The 14,426-nt window shown below is 72.7% G+C and carries 11 protein-coding genes; 6 read left to right on the top strand and 5 right to left on the bottom strand.

The window, feature by feature from the left end:
- Positions 1 to 491: 491 nt before the first annotated feature.
- From M4D53_RS17495 to M4D53_RS03480, 4 genes are read left to right on the top strand one after another with little or no spacing between them, the layout of a single operon-like run.
- Positions 492 to 2,537 carry a sigma-70 family RNA polymerase sigma factor gene (locus M4D53_RS17495; protein ID WP_311198678.1) on the top strand — a complete coding sequence of 682 codons (2,046 nt, stop codon included), beginning with the start codon at positions 492 to 494 and terminating at the stop codon, positions 2,535 to 2,537.
- A 9-nt stretch (positions 2,538 to 2,546) separates the two neighbouring features.
- A complete protein-coding gene (locus M4D53_RS03490) occupies positions 2,547 to 2,918 on the top strand; it encodes a YrdB family protein (protein WP_187663476.1) in 372 nt (123 codons plus the stop codon).
- Between the two features lie 10 nt (positions 2,919 to 2,928).
- Positions 2,929 to 4,293 (top strand): FAD-binding oxidoreductase, encoded by a 1,365-nt coding sequence (locus M4D53_RS03485; protein WP_187663475.1) that lies wholly within the window; start codon positions 2,929 to 2,931, stop codon positions 4,291 to 4,293.
- Positions 4,286 to 4,693, top strand: coding sequence for an NUDIX hydrolase (locus tag M4D53_RS03480; protein WP_187663474.1), 408 nt, complete (start codon positions 4,286 to 4,288; stop codon positions 4,691 to 4,693). The genes M4D53_RS03485 and M4D53_RS03480 overlap by 8 nt, the downstream gene beginning before the upstream one ends.
- Positions 4,694 to 4,703: 10 nt before the next feature.
- Here the strand turns inward: M4D53_RS03480 and nagB are convergent, their stop codons facing one another.
- From nagB to M4D53_RS03455, 5 genes are all read right to left on the bottom strand, one after another.
- Positions 4,704 to 5,483 (bottom strand): glucosamine-6-phosphate deaminase, encoded by a 780-nt coding sequence (gene nagB / locus M4D53_RS03475; protein WP_187663473.1) that lies wholly within the window; start codon positions 5,481 to 5,483, stop codon positions 4,704 to 4,706.
- Positions 5,476 to 6,441, bottom strand: a complete 966-nt coding sequence (locus tag M4D53_RS03470) for an ROK family protein (protein WP_259951942.1) — start codon at positions 6,439 to 6,441, stop codon at positions 5,476 to 5,478. Before M4D53_RS03470 ends, nagB begins: the two co-directional genes overlap by 8 nt.
- Before the next feature lie 31 nt (positions 6,442 to 6,472).
- Complete coding sequence (locus M4D53_RS03465) at positions 6,473 to 7,660, bottom strand: ROK family transcriptional regulator (protein ID WP_259951940.1); 1,188 nt, start codon at positions 7,658 to 7,660, stop codon at positions 6,473 to 6,475.
- A gap of 79 nt (positions 7,661 to 7,739) precedes the next feature.
- Complete coding sequence (locus tag M4D53_RS03460; protein ID WP_259951938.1) at positions 7,740 to 11,012, bottom strand: family 20 glycosylhydrolase; 3,273 nt, start codon at positions 11,010 to 11,012, stop codon at positions 7,740 to 7,742.
- Complete coding sequence (locus tag M4D53_RS03455) at positions 11,003 to 12,220, bottom strand: type III PLP-dependent enzyme domain-containing protein (protein ID WP_259951936.1); 1,218 nt, start codon at positions 12,218 to 12,220, stop codon at positions 11,003 to 11,005. Before M4D53_RS03455 ends, M4D53_RS03460 begins: the two co-directional genes overlap by 10 nt.
- Positions 12,221 to 12,245: 25 nt before the next feature.
- Here M4D53_RS03455 and M4D53_RS03450 point away from each other — a divergent pair, with 25 nt between their 5' ends.
- Positions 12,246 to 12,650 (top strand): RidA family protein, encoded by a 405-nt coding sequence (locus M4D53_RS03450; protein ID WP_187663468.1) that lies wholly within the window; start codon positions 12,246 to 12,248, stop codon positions 12,648 to 12,650.
- Between the two features lie 115 nt (positions 12,651 to 12,765).
- Positions 12,766 to 14,253 carry a L,D-transpeptidase family protein gene (locus M4D53_RS03445; protein WP_259951934.1) on the top strand — a complete coding sequence of 496 codons (1,488 nt, stop codon included), beginning with the start codon at positions 12,766 to 12,768 and terminating at the stop codon, positions 14,251 to 14,253.
- The last annotated feature ends 173 nt before the right edge of the window (positions 14,254 to 14,426 follow it).

Here is a 14,426-nt window from a genome sequence, read left to right as displayed (position 1 = left end):
CGCGACGCGCAGCGCTGCGGTCTCCGGTCGATCGGACGAGATGGCGGCGCCGAATTCCCCAGATCGACGTCGCGCTTCTCGCGAGGTGGGAGTGGAGGGCCGCCGTTCTCCCCAGATCGGCGGCCCTTTCCCTCCCGTTCGAGCGGGCGGGGCCGGGAGCTCCTCCCCCGAGGATCCCGACCCGCCCACTGGTGCAGTACCCCCCGCACCAGCGCCGGAACTCCGCCCCCCGGTGGAGTCCATTTCGGCTGTCTCTACGGGATGAGACGAGGGCCGGCCCGGTTCATTACGCGGTTCTCGGAAAAAAGTTCAGAAAGTTCTCGCCGGGCATCACCGCCGGGGCGCGGAGGGGTCCCCGAGCATCTGCTCCGAGTCCTCCCCGGGGGTGGCCACCGCGCCTGTTTCGCGAGAGAATGGACTGACCGCGTAATGAAAGACGCCTTCTCGCGTCTCTCCTCCTGGGGACGGTTGTGTGCCCCGGGACCAGATGGATGACCGTGCACCGAGAGAACACCACACCAGACGAGACCATCGGCGATGCCGACCTGATCCTCCGCGTCCGCTCCGGCGACAAGGGGGCGTTCGGGGAACTCTGGAGGCGGCACTATCCGTCCGGCATGGCCGTCGCGCGATCGGTGACCTCGTCGATCGATCCCGACGATCTGGTGCAGGAGTCCTACACGCGCATCTACCAGGCGATCCTCAAGGGCGGCGGCCCCAACGGCTCGTTCCGCGCCTACCTCTTCACCAGCATCCGCAACACCGCCGCGGCGTGGGGACGAGCACGTCGCGAGACCGCGATCGACGAGCTCGACACGGTGGCCGATCCGGACAGCACCGAGCACGCCACGAACGAGGCCCTCGACCGCAGCCTCACCGCGCAAGCCTTCCGCAGCCTCCCGTCGCGGTGGCAGGAAGTGCTCTGGTACACCGAGATCGAGCAGATGAAGCCGCAGGAGGTGGCTCCGCTCCTCGGGATGAAGGCCGGCGCGGTGTCGCAGCTCGCGTTCCGTGCGCGTGAGGGGCTCCGCGAGGCGTGGATCCAGGCGCACCTGCGGAGCGCGAGCCCCGGCTCCGAGTGCCAGTGGACGATCGAGCACCTCGGCGCCTACTCGCGCGGCAACCTCGCGACCCGCGACCACCGTCGCCTGGAGCTGCACCTCGACGAGTGTGCCCGCTGCATGATCGTCGCCGCCGAGGCCAAGGACGTCTCCAAGCGTCTCGCCCTCGTCCTGCTCCCGCTCGTCCTCGGCGCCACCGGGGCCTCCGGGTACCTCGCCGCCCTGCAGGGCGGTGCGCCGGTCCTGGCCGTGGCTGGGATGTCGTCCACCATCCCGGGCGCGGTGTTCGTCGGTGACGGCGGCATCGGCCAGGCCGCGGCGGCCACCTCCGGCGCGGGCGCAGCCGGCTCAGGAGCGGGATCGGCCGGCGGCGCCGGCTCGGGCGCGAGCACGGGCGGAGTCTTCACGGGCATGGGCGCCGTCGTCGGCGCCGGGTCGGCAGCGCTCGTGGTGGCCGGAGTGGTCGCCGCAGCGGCCATCGTCCCCGGACTCGCGGGCGCGAACCCGGCGACCTCCCTGCCCAGCGCCTCGGACACCGACCCGTCGTCGATCGCGACCGACATCGCCCCGGACTCCTCGCTGAACCTCGACGAGCCCGTGGTGATCGAGACGCCGGAGAACGACGAGACGCCTGCACCTCCTGCCGAGGAGGAGGCGGCGCCGCCCGTCTCCTCGGAGGCTGGGCCCGACACGGCACCCGCCGTCCCGAATGTCCCCGCGGCGCTTCCCGAGGCCACGCAGCCGCCCGTCGCTCCGGTGGACCCGATCGATCCCGTGGACCCCGTCGATCCCGTGGACCCTGTCGATCCGGTCGATCCGGTGGAGCCGGTCGACCCCGTGGACCCGGTCGATCCGGTCGACCCCGTGGACCCCGTGGATCCTACGATCCCGACGGAGCCGCCCACCTGGAGCCCCGCCGACTACTGGCTTGGCGAAGACCTGCACTGGTACTACCTCGTGCCGATCGCCGGAGCTCCGGGCACGATCGTGCAGGCTCTCCTCGGCACCGCAGACGCCGGCAGCGTCGTCCTCGGCGAGGACGGCACCGGCGCCCTCGAACTCCGCGCCTCGCTGGACCAGTTCCTGTTCGCCAGTCTCGTGCCCGTGACCTTCCGCTACGTCCTCCCCTCCGGCGCGGACGCCCCGTCGGCCGTCACCACGCTCTACGCCTTGCAGCCCCAGGACGCGGCGGCCGATGAGCGCGCTGCGGCGGCTGCGCCCGTCGAGCAGACGGCGGTCGTCATCGACGAGGCCGAGCCGGTGACCGCTCCGGTCGAGGCCCCGGCGCCCGCCGCCTCTGAGGACACCGCGACACCCGCCGACGAGGTCGAGGCAGCTCCCGCACCCGTGGAGCCCGCGCCGGCGGAGCCCGCGCCGGCCCCCGAAACTGCGCCGGCCGCCGAAGCTGCACCGGCCGAGGAGGCCCCGGCCACGGAGGCCCCGGCTCCGACCGAGGACGCTCCGGTCGCGGAATAGACTGGACGCATGACCCCGGATTCCGCCCCCGTCGCCGGCGTCGACCGTCCGGCCATCACGGCCCTCGACATCGTGCGCGTCGTCGTCCTCATCGTGGCGATCGCCTCGCTCGCCCTGTGGGGGTTCGCCAGCTGGGACCTGCCGTGGAGCATCGTCATCGGCGTCGGCGCCCCCGTGGTCACCCTGCTGCTGTGGGCGCTCTTCCTCTCGCCGCGGCCGGTTCTTCGCGTGCACCCCTTCCTCCGGGCGGTCGTCGAACTGTTCATCTACGTGGGCGTGACCATCGCCTGGTGGTCCATGGGCCAGGCCCTGATCGGCACCGCCTTCGCCCTGGTCGCCGTCGTCGCGGGCGTCCTCAGCGGACGCCGCGCCCTGGCATGAGCGCACGGTCGTGAGCGTCGTCTCGCTGCTCCGCGACGCCCTCGGGGCGCGCGTGGACGTCAGCGAGCAGACGAGGCAGGACGCCAGGTCCGACCGTTCCGGTCATGCCGCGGTGGGCCTCCCGCTGGCCGTCGTCCATGCCGAGAGCGTGGACGACGTGCAGCAGACGATGCGGATCGCCACCGCCACGCGCACTCCCGTCGTCGTGCGCGGCGCCGGGACGGGCCTCGCCGGCGCCGCGAATGCGGGTGACGGCGAGATCGTCCTCTCCCTCCGCCGGATGGACGCCGTCCTCGAGGTGCGACCGGACGACCTCCTCGCCGTGGTCGAACCCGGGATCCTCAACGCCGACCTCAACGCGCACCTGGCCGCGCACGGCCTCTGGTGGGCCCCTGACCCCGCCAGCCGCGACATCTCGACGGTGGGTGGCAACATCGCGACCGGAGCCGGCGGACTCCTCTGCGCGAAGTACGGTGTCGTGCGGGATGCGGTCCTCGGCGTCGACCTCGTCCTCGCGGACGGTCGCCTGCTGCACCTCGGCCACCGCAGCGTGAAGGGCGTGACCGGGCTCGACCTCACCGCTCTCGTGGTGGGATCGGAGGGAACGCTCGGCGTCGTCGTCGGGGCGACGCTCAAGCTGCGCAGACTGGTGCCGGGCGAGACCTGCACGGTGACCGCGACCTTCCCCGGCGTGCGAGCCGCGGCCGCGGGTTCTGCCGCCGTGACCGCTGCGGGAATCCAGCCGGCGATCATGGAGCTCATGGATGCCGCCAGTCTCACCGCCGTCCATGCCCTCCTCGGGCTCCCGGCACCGACGCCGGGGGCCGCGCAGCTGACGATCCAGACCGACGGCCCCGCCGCCCGCGCGGAGGCGGAGGCCATCGCCGCGATCCTGAGCGCCCACGAGGGCGTCCCCGTGGTCTCGCACGACCCCGTCGAGGGCGATCGGCTGCTCGCGGTCCGGCGATCCATGCACGCCGCGATGGCGTCGCTCGGGACCACCCTCATCGAGGACGTCTCCGTGCCGCGGAGCGCCATGCCGGCGATGTTCGACGAGATCGCACGGATCGAGCGGGAGTTCGACATGGTGATCCCGACGGTCGCACACGCGGGCGACGGCAATCTGCATCCGAACTTCATCTTCGAGGGCCCGGAGACCCCGGCCCGGGTGTGGGAGGCGGCCGATGAGCTCTTCCGCGCCGCGATCCGGCTGGGCGGAACCCTCACCGGGGAGCACGGCATCGGCGTCCTCAAGAGACGATGGCTGGCCGACGAACTCGGCGAGGACCAGTGGCGCCTTCAGCGCGACATCGCGGCCGTGTTCGATCCGCTCGGCATCCTCAACCCCGGAAAGGTCTTCTCCCCCGATGCCTGACATCCACGTGAGCGCGGCCGTGATCGTCGATGCGGAGGGCCGCGTCCTGGTCGTCCGCAAGCACGGCACGACGCGCTTCATGCAGCCGGGAGGGAAGCCGGAAGCGGGCGAGTCCCCCGCCGAGACCCTCATCCGGGAGCTGCACGAGGAGCTCGGTCTCGAGCTCGCGGAGACCGACCTCCGGCCGCTGGGGCGCTTCGTGTCGGCGGCCGCCAACGAGCCGGGGCACCGCGTCGTGGCCGACGCGTTCTCGGCCTCGATCGATCCCGACGGGGTCCGGGTGCAGGCCGAGCTCGCCGAACTGCGCTGGATCACCCCGGCGGACGTCGCGACGCTTCCGCTGGCCCCGCTGAGCGTCGAGCACCTGCTGCCGCTCGCCTGGCCCGCCGCAGCGCGCTAGCCCGTCCGGGTCAGATGCCCTGCCAGGAGGGCTTGTTCGCGAACGTGTATCGGTAATAGTCCGCGAGCTGCAGCTTCGACGCGGCGGCTTCGTCGACGACGACGGTGGCGTGCGGGTGCAACTGGATGGCCGATCCGGGCAGCAGCGCCGTGAGCGGCCCCTCGACCGCGCCGGCCACCGCCTCCGCCTTGCCGGCGCCGAATGCCAGCAGCACGAGGTGGCGGGCCTCGAGGATGGTGCCGAGGCCCTGGGTGATGCAATGCATCGGCACGTCGTCGATGGAGTCGAAGAAACGGGCGTTGTCCTCGCGCGTCTGCTCGGTGAGGGTCTTCACCCGCGTCCGGGACGCGAAAGAGGACCCGGGCTCGTTGAACCCGATGTGGCCGTCCGTGCCGATGCCGAGGATCTGCAGGTCGACGCCGCCGGCCGCCGCGATGGCCGCGTCGTAGTCCTCACCGGCGTGCTGGATGGTGGCCTGCGCGCCGTTCGGCACGTGGATGCGCTCCGGGTCGAGGCCGAGCGGCTCCACCACCTCACGGGTGATCACGGAGCGGTAGCTCTCCGGGTGGGACGGGTCGATGCCGACGTACTCGTCGAGCGCGAAGCCGCGCACCTGCGACACGTCGCGTCCCGCGAGGCGGCTGCGGAGAGCCTGATAGACCGGCAGCGGCGTCGATCCGGTCGCGAGCCCCAGGACGGCGTCCCGACGGCTGTCGATGAGCTCGACGATCTCGGTGGCGACCAGGGCGCCGGCGGCCTCGGCATTCTCGACGATGACGACCTCAGCCATGCGGAACGATCTCCTTCTCAGAAATGGATGCGCCCACCAGAGCGGCGCCGAAAGCGGCGGCGGGGGAACCCGCGGGGAGCAGTTCGATTCTCTCATCCAGCCGCAGGGACTTCAGGAACGGTGACGCCTCGGCACCGGCGTGCAGGGCGGCACGGACCCCCGCCGCCAGCCGGCCGCCGAGAGCGGTGAGTCCCCCGCCGATGACCACGGTCTCGACGTCGGCCGACAGCACGAGCACGCGCACGGCCGCCGCGGCCCCGAAGAAGAGGTCCGCCTGCAGGGCCTGGGCGTGCGGATCGCCCGCGTCGGCCGCCTCGACGATGTCCTTGACCGGCAGCGCACCGGGACGTCCCCACGCCTTGGCCAGCGCCCCACCGCCGCAGAAGGTCTCCACGCAGCCGCGCTGCCCGCACCCGCACAGCCGGCCGCGGGGATCGACGGAGAGGTGTCCGACCTCGCCGGCGGTCCCGCGTGCGCCGCGCCAGATGCGGCCGTCCACCACGATGCCGGCGGCGACGCCGGTGCCGAGGTTCAGATAGGCCATGGAGCCGGCGACGTCGCTCAGGACCGCGGCGCCGAGCGCGGCGGCCTTCACATCGTTCTCCACCCGGAAGGGAACGCCGAGCGCCTGCTCGGCGCGCGCCGCGAGGTCGAGCGACTCCACCCCGAGATTCACGGCGTGCAGCACGCGGCCGGTCTCCGCATCGACGAGGCCGGGGATGCCGATGCCGGCGGATCCGACCGCGGACAGCGGCAGTCCGCTCTCCTCGGCAAGGGCGGCGACGGTCGACACGATGCTGTCGACGACGGCGTCCTCTCCCCACCCGGTCGGGCGGCGGAGGCGGGCGAGGATCGTCCCTGCCGGATCGACGGCGACGGCGTCGATCTTCGTGCCGCCGACGTCCAGGCCCACGCGAAGGGGCCGACCGGCGCGGTCGGCGGAGGCGGGGACAATCATCGGATGCCGTTCCCGATCATGGTCGCGGATGTCACGACACCCCCAGCTGCCCGGAGAGGACCATGACGGCGGCACCGCGGAGCACGATGTCGTCCTGACGGGTGAGCCGCACCATGACGTCCTCGAAGACGCCCTCGAGCGTCCGCGCGTGCAGCGTCTCGACGGCCGCGTCGATGAGCGTGCCGTCCAGCAGCTCGGCGGGCCCGGAGAGCACGACCTCGGACAGGTCCAGGGCGGCGACGATCGGGGCGATCGCGATCGCCATGCGCGTCCCGGAGTCGCGGAGGATCTCCTCGCGCGCGGCCGGGTCGGCGTCGAGCGCCTCCTGCATGCGACTCACGCTCAGCCATGCCTCCAGGCAGCCGATCTTGCCGCAGGCGCAGCGAGGGCCGCCGTCCGTGCCGACGACGACGTGACCGATCTCCCCGGCGGCGAAACGGCTGCCGAGGAGCGGCTGGCTTCCGGTGATCAGCCCAGCACCCACGCCTCGACCGATCTTGATCAGCATGAAGTCGGCCTCCGCCTCGCCGAACGTGTACTCGGCGAGGACCGCGGCATTGGCGTCGTTCCGTGCGAGCACCGGCAGGTCGAGGTCGGCGCTGAGCTTCGCCTCCAGCGGGAAGTCCGTCCAGCCGAGGTTGGGCGAGCTGAGGACGAGGCCGTCGGGGCGCACGACGCCCGGGGTGCCGATGCCGACGCCGAGCACCGGCTGCGTGGCGATCTCGACGAGGGTCTGCGCGAGGCCGCGGAGAGCCTCATACGCGGCATCGCCGTCCGGCGTCTCCGGACGCGGCACCTGCCGCCGCTCCAGCACGTCGCCGTCCAGGCTGAGGACGGCACCCTCGAAGGCGGTCGGACCGGAGAGGTCGAGCCCGATGATCTGATGCCCCACCCGATCGATGTCGATGAGGATGGGCGGCTTGCCGGGGCCGACGGCCTCGCGCACGCCGATCTCGACGACGATGCCGTCGGCGATGAACTCCGCGACCAGATCCGAGATCGTGACGCGTGTGAGGCCGGTCTCGCGGGAGAGGTCAGCGCGACTCATCGCCCCCGAGTGATACAGCGTCTGCAGCACGAGCGCGCGGTTGTGTCCGCGGGCGTGCTCGGGGAGCACCTTGGTGCGCGAGCGGAGATGCCGCGCGGGGCCGAAGGCGTGCGCGTTCGCGGCGACGAAGTCTGTCGTCGCCGCGGGGCGCTGATCATCCGAAACGGACATGTTTGTTAGTAGACCTTACGAACAGGATTTGTGCAACTGTTCCGCGCGATTCCGCGGGCAGGGTTACCGAAACGTGACATCATGCCGACCGCGGTGGTTCGTCGTCCGCCGCCATCCGGAGCAGCCGCTCGACGAGCCCGGCGACGATCCCCTCCCGGGTCTCGACGGTCATGGGTTTGCCGGGAACCCCCGGTCGCCGCTGCTCGGGCGACGGCCCGTCCAGCGGACGATACCGCACGCCCCCTGCGGCGAGGCGCCGCAGATGCGTGGGCAGCCGCCGGGCGAAGTCCGCGAAGGGCGCGGGCTCTCCCCCGTCCCACAACCGCTCCGCGATCGCGGCGAGGCGCGGGAACATCGCGAAGTCGACCCGGTCCCTGCTCGGCAGGTGCTCCGTCCAGATGTTCGCCTGCCCGCCGACCGCGCCGTCGACCACGCGGAAGGAATACGCCCGTTCGACGGTGAGCGGCGGACCGACGCGGATGGGCTCCTCGGTCGATTCGGACTGCGGGTAGTCGAGGTACACCTCGAGATCCGGGCACCCGACAACGGGGATCCCCCGCCGCAGCGCCTCGCGCATGGCGACCGGCCCGCGCCAGGCGAGGATGCGCACGCCCTCCGGGACCTCGCCCTCCAGCACCTCGTCCCAGGCGAGTGCCGTCCGTCCCCTGCGGCGGACGTGCGCGACGAAGTGCGCCGTGAACCAGGGCTGGACGTCGTGCGCGGTGGCCAGCCCGAGCTCCCGCATCCGCGCGGCGGCGGCCGCGCTCTCCGCCCACTCGGTCACCGGCACCTCGTCGCCGCCGATCCCGATCCACGCGGACGGGAACACGTCGCACAGCGCATCGATGGCGGCACGGCCGAAGGCCAGCGCCTCCTCGCTCGGCGCGAGGGTGCGCGCGTTCACGCCGAAACGCTCCCACGGCCCGGTGGGCGGCGTCCCGACGTCGAGGTTGCCCAGCTCCGGGTACGCGGCGAGCGCGGCCTGGATGTGTCCCGGCAGCTCCACCTCTGGCACGAGAGTGACGAAGCGCTCCTCCGCATACCGCACGAGGTCGCGCAGCTCGGCGGTCGTGTAGAAGCCCTCGTGCACGCCGGGCTCGACCGTGGCCTCAGGGCCGTGGCCGCGTTGCGTGGCCTCGCGCCGCGCACCGACCTCGGTCAGGCGCGGATATCCCGGCACCTCGAACCGCCAGCCCTGATCGTCCGTCAGGTGCAGGTGCAGGATGCTGAGGTGGTGATCGGCCAGCAGGTCGATGAGGCGACGCACGTCCTCCACGGGGCGGAAGTGGCGCGCCACGTCGAGCATCGCTCCACGCCAGGCGTAGGCGGGAGAGCCCTCCCAGCGCCCTGCCGGGATCGTCGCGGGGAGAGCGGGGTCGTGGTCCGGGTCGCGGAGCTGACGGAGCGTGGTCGCGCCGCGGAAGACCCCCTCCGGCGTCGCCCCCGCGATCTCGATCCCCGAGGCCGTCACGGTCACGCGGAAGGCCTCCGGGCCATGGCGCCCTGCCGCGGATGCCGCGGCGCCCAGCTCCGAATCGATCACGAGGCGGATGGCGGGCAGCGTGTCGTCCGCTCCCCCGCCGCCGAGTCGTGCGACGGCCGCGGCCAGCTCCGGTGCCGCCTCGATCGGCGTCGACGGTGTCCATCGGAAGCCCGGAGCCAGGGAGTCGATCTCTGCGACGACGTGCGGCACCGTCGCGCGCGGCGCCGAGGGGGGCATCCGCAGCGCGCGGCCGGCGACCGCACCGGTGGGGTCGCCGTCGATGACGACCGGCACACCGCCGACGAGAACCTCGCGCACACCCTGCGGCGCACCGTGCGGGTGGTCGAACGTGGCTCCCGCCGCGATCGTCTCCGGGTCGAACAGCACCAGGTCGGCGGTGGCGCCCTCGCGGAGCACACCGCGCGGCGCGTCACCGCGGTCGAGGCCCAGGCGGGCGGCCGGGTTGCCGGAGAGATGGCGGACGGCCTCCTCGAGGCTCAGCACCCCCAGGTCCCTGACGTAGTGACCGAGGTAGCGAGGGAATGTGCCGCGGCCGCGCGGGTGCGGCCGGGCACCGATGAGGATGCCGTCGCTGCCTCCGGAGTGCCGCGGGTGCCGCATGATGGCGCGGACGTTGTCCTCGTCGCCGATGTGCATGAGCACGCCGGTGGCGCCCGCATCGGCGAGGATCGTGTCGATCACGACGTCCACGGCGCGCTGCCCGGTCTCCGCCGCGATGGCGGCGATCGTGCGGCCGACGAGGCCGGCCAGAGCGGGGGTGCCTGTCCCCGAGATCTGGATCACCGACCAGTCCGCCACCTCGCCGTGGAACCCGTCGCAGCCGATCTCCTCCAGCTCGACGCGGACGGCCTCGCGTCCCTCCGCATCCAGGCCGGCCAGGACGCCCAGCAGGTCGCCGGTCGCCGCCAGCCTGCTCGGCAGGAGCGCCGCGAGAGTGGTCGCCCCCGGGAGGTACGGGTAGGTGTCCAGCGTCACGTCGACGCCGTCGGCCGTCGCCTCGTCGACGAGCGCCAGCAGCTCCGCGGCACGCCCGCGGTTCGGCACGAAGTTCATGGTCGCGTGCGTGAGATGGACGGGACACCCGGTACGGCGGCCGATCTCGATCGCCTCGCGATACGCATCCAGCGCCGCCCGCCCGTAGCTGCGGGTGTGCGGCGCCCAGTAGCCGCCGCGCTCCGCGACCACTCGGCAGAGCGCCTCCAGCTCGGCGACGTCGGCGTACATCCCCGGGGTGTAGGTCAGGCCGCTCGACATGCCGAAGGCCCCGGCATCCAGGGCCTGGCCGAGGAGGTCGGCCATCGCCACGATCTCGGCGGGGGTCGCCCGACGGTCATCGTGCCCGACCACCATCATCCGGAGGTTGCCCTGCGGCACCAGCACCGCGGCGTTGGCCACCGCGGCGACGTCGATCGCCTCCAGGAAATCGTCCATCGACCGCCACGGGACCTCCGCCGGCCGCCCGTTCCAGCCCGCGATCTGGGCGGGGATGACGGCGGCGGTCGCCTCGTCCAGCGGCGCGTAGCCCAGGCCGTCCTGGCCGAGCACCTCTGTCGTGACCCCCTGACGGATCTTGGCGTCGTGCGCGGCGCCCTGGAGCACCGCGAGGTCGCTGTGCGCGTGCATGTCGATGAAACCAGGCGCCAGGACGAGGCCGGACGCGTCGACCTCGACCGCGTCGTCCGGCAGCTCCAGCGTCGTCCCGTCGCCGTCGCGGATGACGGCGACGACCCTGGCCCCCTCCACCGCGACGTCCGCGACGAAGCGCGGGGCGCCGGTGCCGTCGACGACGGTCGCCCGCCGGTAGACGCGTACGAGGCCCGCCGCCGCCTTCTCCGCGCTCAGAAGCATGTCGCCACCGCCCCGATCACCCGCGGGTCCGCGGCGTCGGGGTCGTCGATCACGGCGACGACGCGCCACTTGTCGAACGCGGTGCACGGGTGCGAGAGGCCGAGGGGTACGACCTCGCCGACCGCGACGGTCGCCCCGTCGGCGGGTCGGAGGAAGGCGTGCTGGTCGTTCAGGGCCGTCACGGTGCCGGCGACCGACTGCGGCGCCGGGAGGTCGATGTCGAACGGCACGTCCCGCCGCCCGGCGTCGAGCAGGGCGAGGCCGGGTTCGGGCTGCGAGACCACCCGCGACCACGCGTGCATCGCGGAGCGCAGCGGGGCGGTGTGCGTGAGCGGACCGAACGGCGACATGCGGGAGTAGAAGCCGTCGTCGTGGATCTGGAAGGCACCGGAGCGCAGCACGACCTCGGCGTCCGCTCCCGCGGCGCCGAGGACCGCGGCGGCGCGATCGGGGAAGGAGCTGCCGCCCGCGCTGAGCACGGGGCGGACACCGTCGGGGTACTCCAGTCGGCGATGCAGCTCGACGAGGGTGGCCAGGAAACCGTCCACCGCGGCGACTGACGCCGCGGAGCGATCGGGGCCGAAGGGCCCTTCGTAGCCCGTCACTCCGGCGAGGCGGAGACCGGGGGCGGCCATGATCGCCGCGGCGATGCGCTCGCCCTCCGCCACGGTCCGCGCACCCGTGCGCCCCTGCGCACCGCCGAGCTCCACGAGCACGTCCAGCGGACGCGGGGCGTCCGCGAGGGCGTCGGCGAGGATCGCCACGCCGGCGAGGGAGTCCGCCCCGCACAGGATCCGCAGGCCTTCGTCGGCCGCGAGCAGCGCCCCGAGCTCACGGGCCGCAGCACCGTCGGTCACCCCGTTGGCGATGAGCACCGTCGGGACACCGGCGTCGACGGCGACGCGGGCCTGCCACGGCGTCGCCACGGAGATCCCCCAGGCCCCGGCGTCCAGCAAGCGCTGCCACAGCGCGGGCGCCATGGTGGTCTTGCCGTGCGGGGCGAGGCGGACGCCCTCGCGCGCGGCCCAGCCGAACACCGTGTCCTCGTTGTGCGCGATCGCGTCGGCATGCACCGTGAGCACCGGCGTGCCGAGGTCCGAGAGGCGCAGCCCCGCACCGGCGACCTCCGACAGACGCAGCCCCGCGGCGTGCGCCGGGAACCCCTTCGCCCAGGCGCCGAGGACGGGATCCGGAATTTGTAGAGGCATCTAACAAGGCTACTAGGCTGGCGGCATGACCGCGAAGACACGAGTTTCCACCGACGCCGCCCCCGCTCCCGCGCACACGTTCTCCCAGGGCGTCCGCAAGGGCCCGATCGTCCAGGTCTCCGGCCAGGGCCCCGTCGACCCGCAGACCAACGAGTACCTGTACCCGGGCGACGTCGCGGCGCAGACCACCCGCACGCTCGAGAACGTCAAGGCCATCGTGGAGGCCTCCGGCGCCACGTTCGACGATGTCGTGATGCTGCGCGTGTACCTCACCACGCGCGAGGACTTCCCGATCATGAACGAGGCCTACGGCGCGTTCGTCGAGGCCCACACGACCAGCGGCGTGCTGCCCTCGCGCACCACCGTCTTCACCGGTCTTCCCCGCGAGGAGATGCTCGTCGAGATCGACGGGCTCGCCGTCATCGACTGACCCCCGACACCCCTGGCGAACGGGGAGGCACCTTATCAGGACCGTTGCCTCCCCGTTACCAGCCATCCCGTACCATGGACGACAGGACACGTCGAGACTGCGGGGGGTGTAGTTCGTGACCGATCTGATTTCCACGCCGGGCACTGCGACGGGGGCACAGCCCGACGATGCGACCCCGACGAGCGTCCTGACGCCGGAGGCGGCGACCGACACGGTCCCGCCGCAGACCGGCGAGCAGCCCCTGGCCTGGGCTCCCGTCGAGCCGGCCCCGAAGAAGCGCCGCCTCGGCCTGTGGATCGGTCTCGGCCTCGGCGTGGTCGCGCTCGGCGCCGGCGCCGCCTCGATGATCCTCATCGCCCCCGGCACCACCGTCGCGGGCATCCCGGTGGGCTGGATGACTCCCGGTGCCGCCGCCGAGACGATCAGCTCGCACCTCGCCCAGACCGAGGTCACCCTCACGGGCGACGGCGACGACGCCGTGCTCACCGGCGCCGACCTGGGGGCGACCGCCGACGCCACGGCCCTCGCCGATGCCGCGTTCTCGGCGCATCCGATGTGGAATCTCGGCGCCTGGATGGGCGACCCCGTGCCCGCGGACATCGTCCTCGACCAGGAGACCGCATCCGCCGCGCTCCGGGCGGCCGTCCCCGGGAGCTTCGTCGACCCGGTCGACGCCGCCGTGGTCTTCGACGCCGCGAAGGGCACCTACACCGTCACTCCGTCCGTTCCCGGCACCGGTGTCGACGTGGCCGATCTGAACGCTGCCTTCGTCGAGGCTGTCGGCGACGGACGCACGACCTTCGAGTACCCGGGCGGCCCTGTCGAAGCCCTGCCCGCCGTGTCCGACGACGACGCGACGGCGACCGCCACCACCCTCAACACCATGCTGTCCACCATCGGCTTCTACGTCGGCAAGGAGCGCACCGTCCCGGTCTCCCCCGCGGTCGCCGCGTCCTGGCTGACCGTGGTCGACGAAGACGGCCAGCTCCGCATCGAGGCGGATCCGGCGGCGATCCAGACCACCGTCGACACGCTGCCCGCCACCGTGGACCGCGCGCCCGTGAACGCGATCAACATCGTCGACTCCGCGGGGAATGTGCTGCGCGCCGAGAAGGAGGGCGCCACCGGACGCGCCCTGGGAGACACCGACGGCATCGCCGACGACTTCGCGACGCAGCTCGCCGCGGGCGACGGCACCTTCGCGCTCTCCGTGACCGAGACGCCGTTCGAGACGACGAACCTGTTCCGCCGTGCGGAGATCAACCTCAGCACGCAGCGCGCCTACCTCTTCGAGAACGACAAGGTCGTGCAGTCCTGGGCGGTCTCGACGGGCCTGCCCGGTACGCCGACGCCGACCGGCAACTTCAAGGTCTTCGCGCACACGTCGATGCAGGACATGGGCTGCTACGAGGGTGCGCCGTACTGCACCGAGGACGTGCCCTGGATCACGTGGTTCGCCCCGAACATCGGCTTCCACGGCACCTACTGGCACAACAACTTCGGCAACCGGATGAGCCACGGCTGCGTGAACCTGCCGATCGACCTCGCCAAGTACGTCTACGACTGGTCCCCCGTCGGCCTCGAGGTCTCCGTCTACAACTGATCCGGTTCGCGTGCCGAGCACAGCTTCGGAGACGCGGAACGACACGCCGCCGAGGCGTCCCCTCTCCCAGGGTGTCGCGGTCGCGCTCCGCAGTCGTGCTCGGGCCTGGCGGAGGGCGGACAGCGAGAAGGGGGGGGGGGGCCCCCCCCCCCCCCCCCCCCCCGCGGCGCCCC

Origin of the sequence: Microbacterium meiriae (genome assembly GCF_025143875.1) — a bacterium.
Taxonomy (GTDB): domain Bacteria; phylum Actinomycetota; class Actinomycetes; order Actinomycetales; family Microbacteriaceae; genus Microbacterium; species Microbacterium meiriae.
This window is presented reverse-complemented; position numbering and strand designations above follow the sequence as displayed.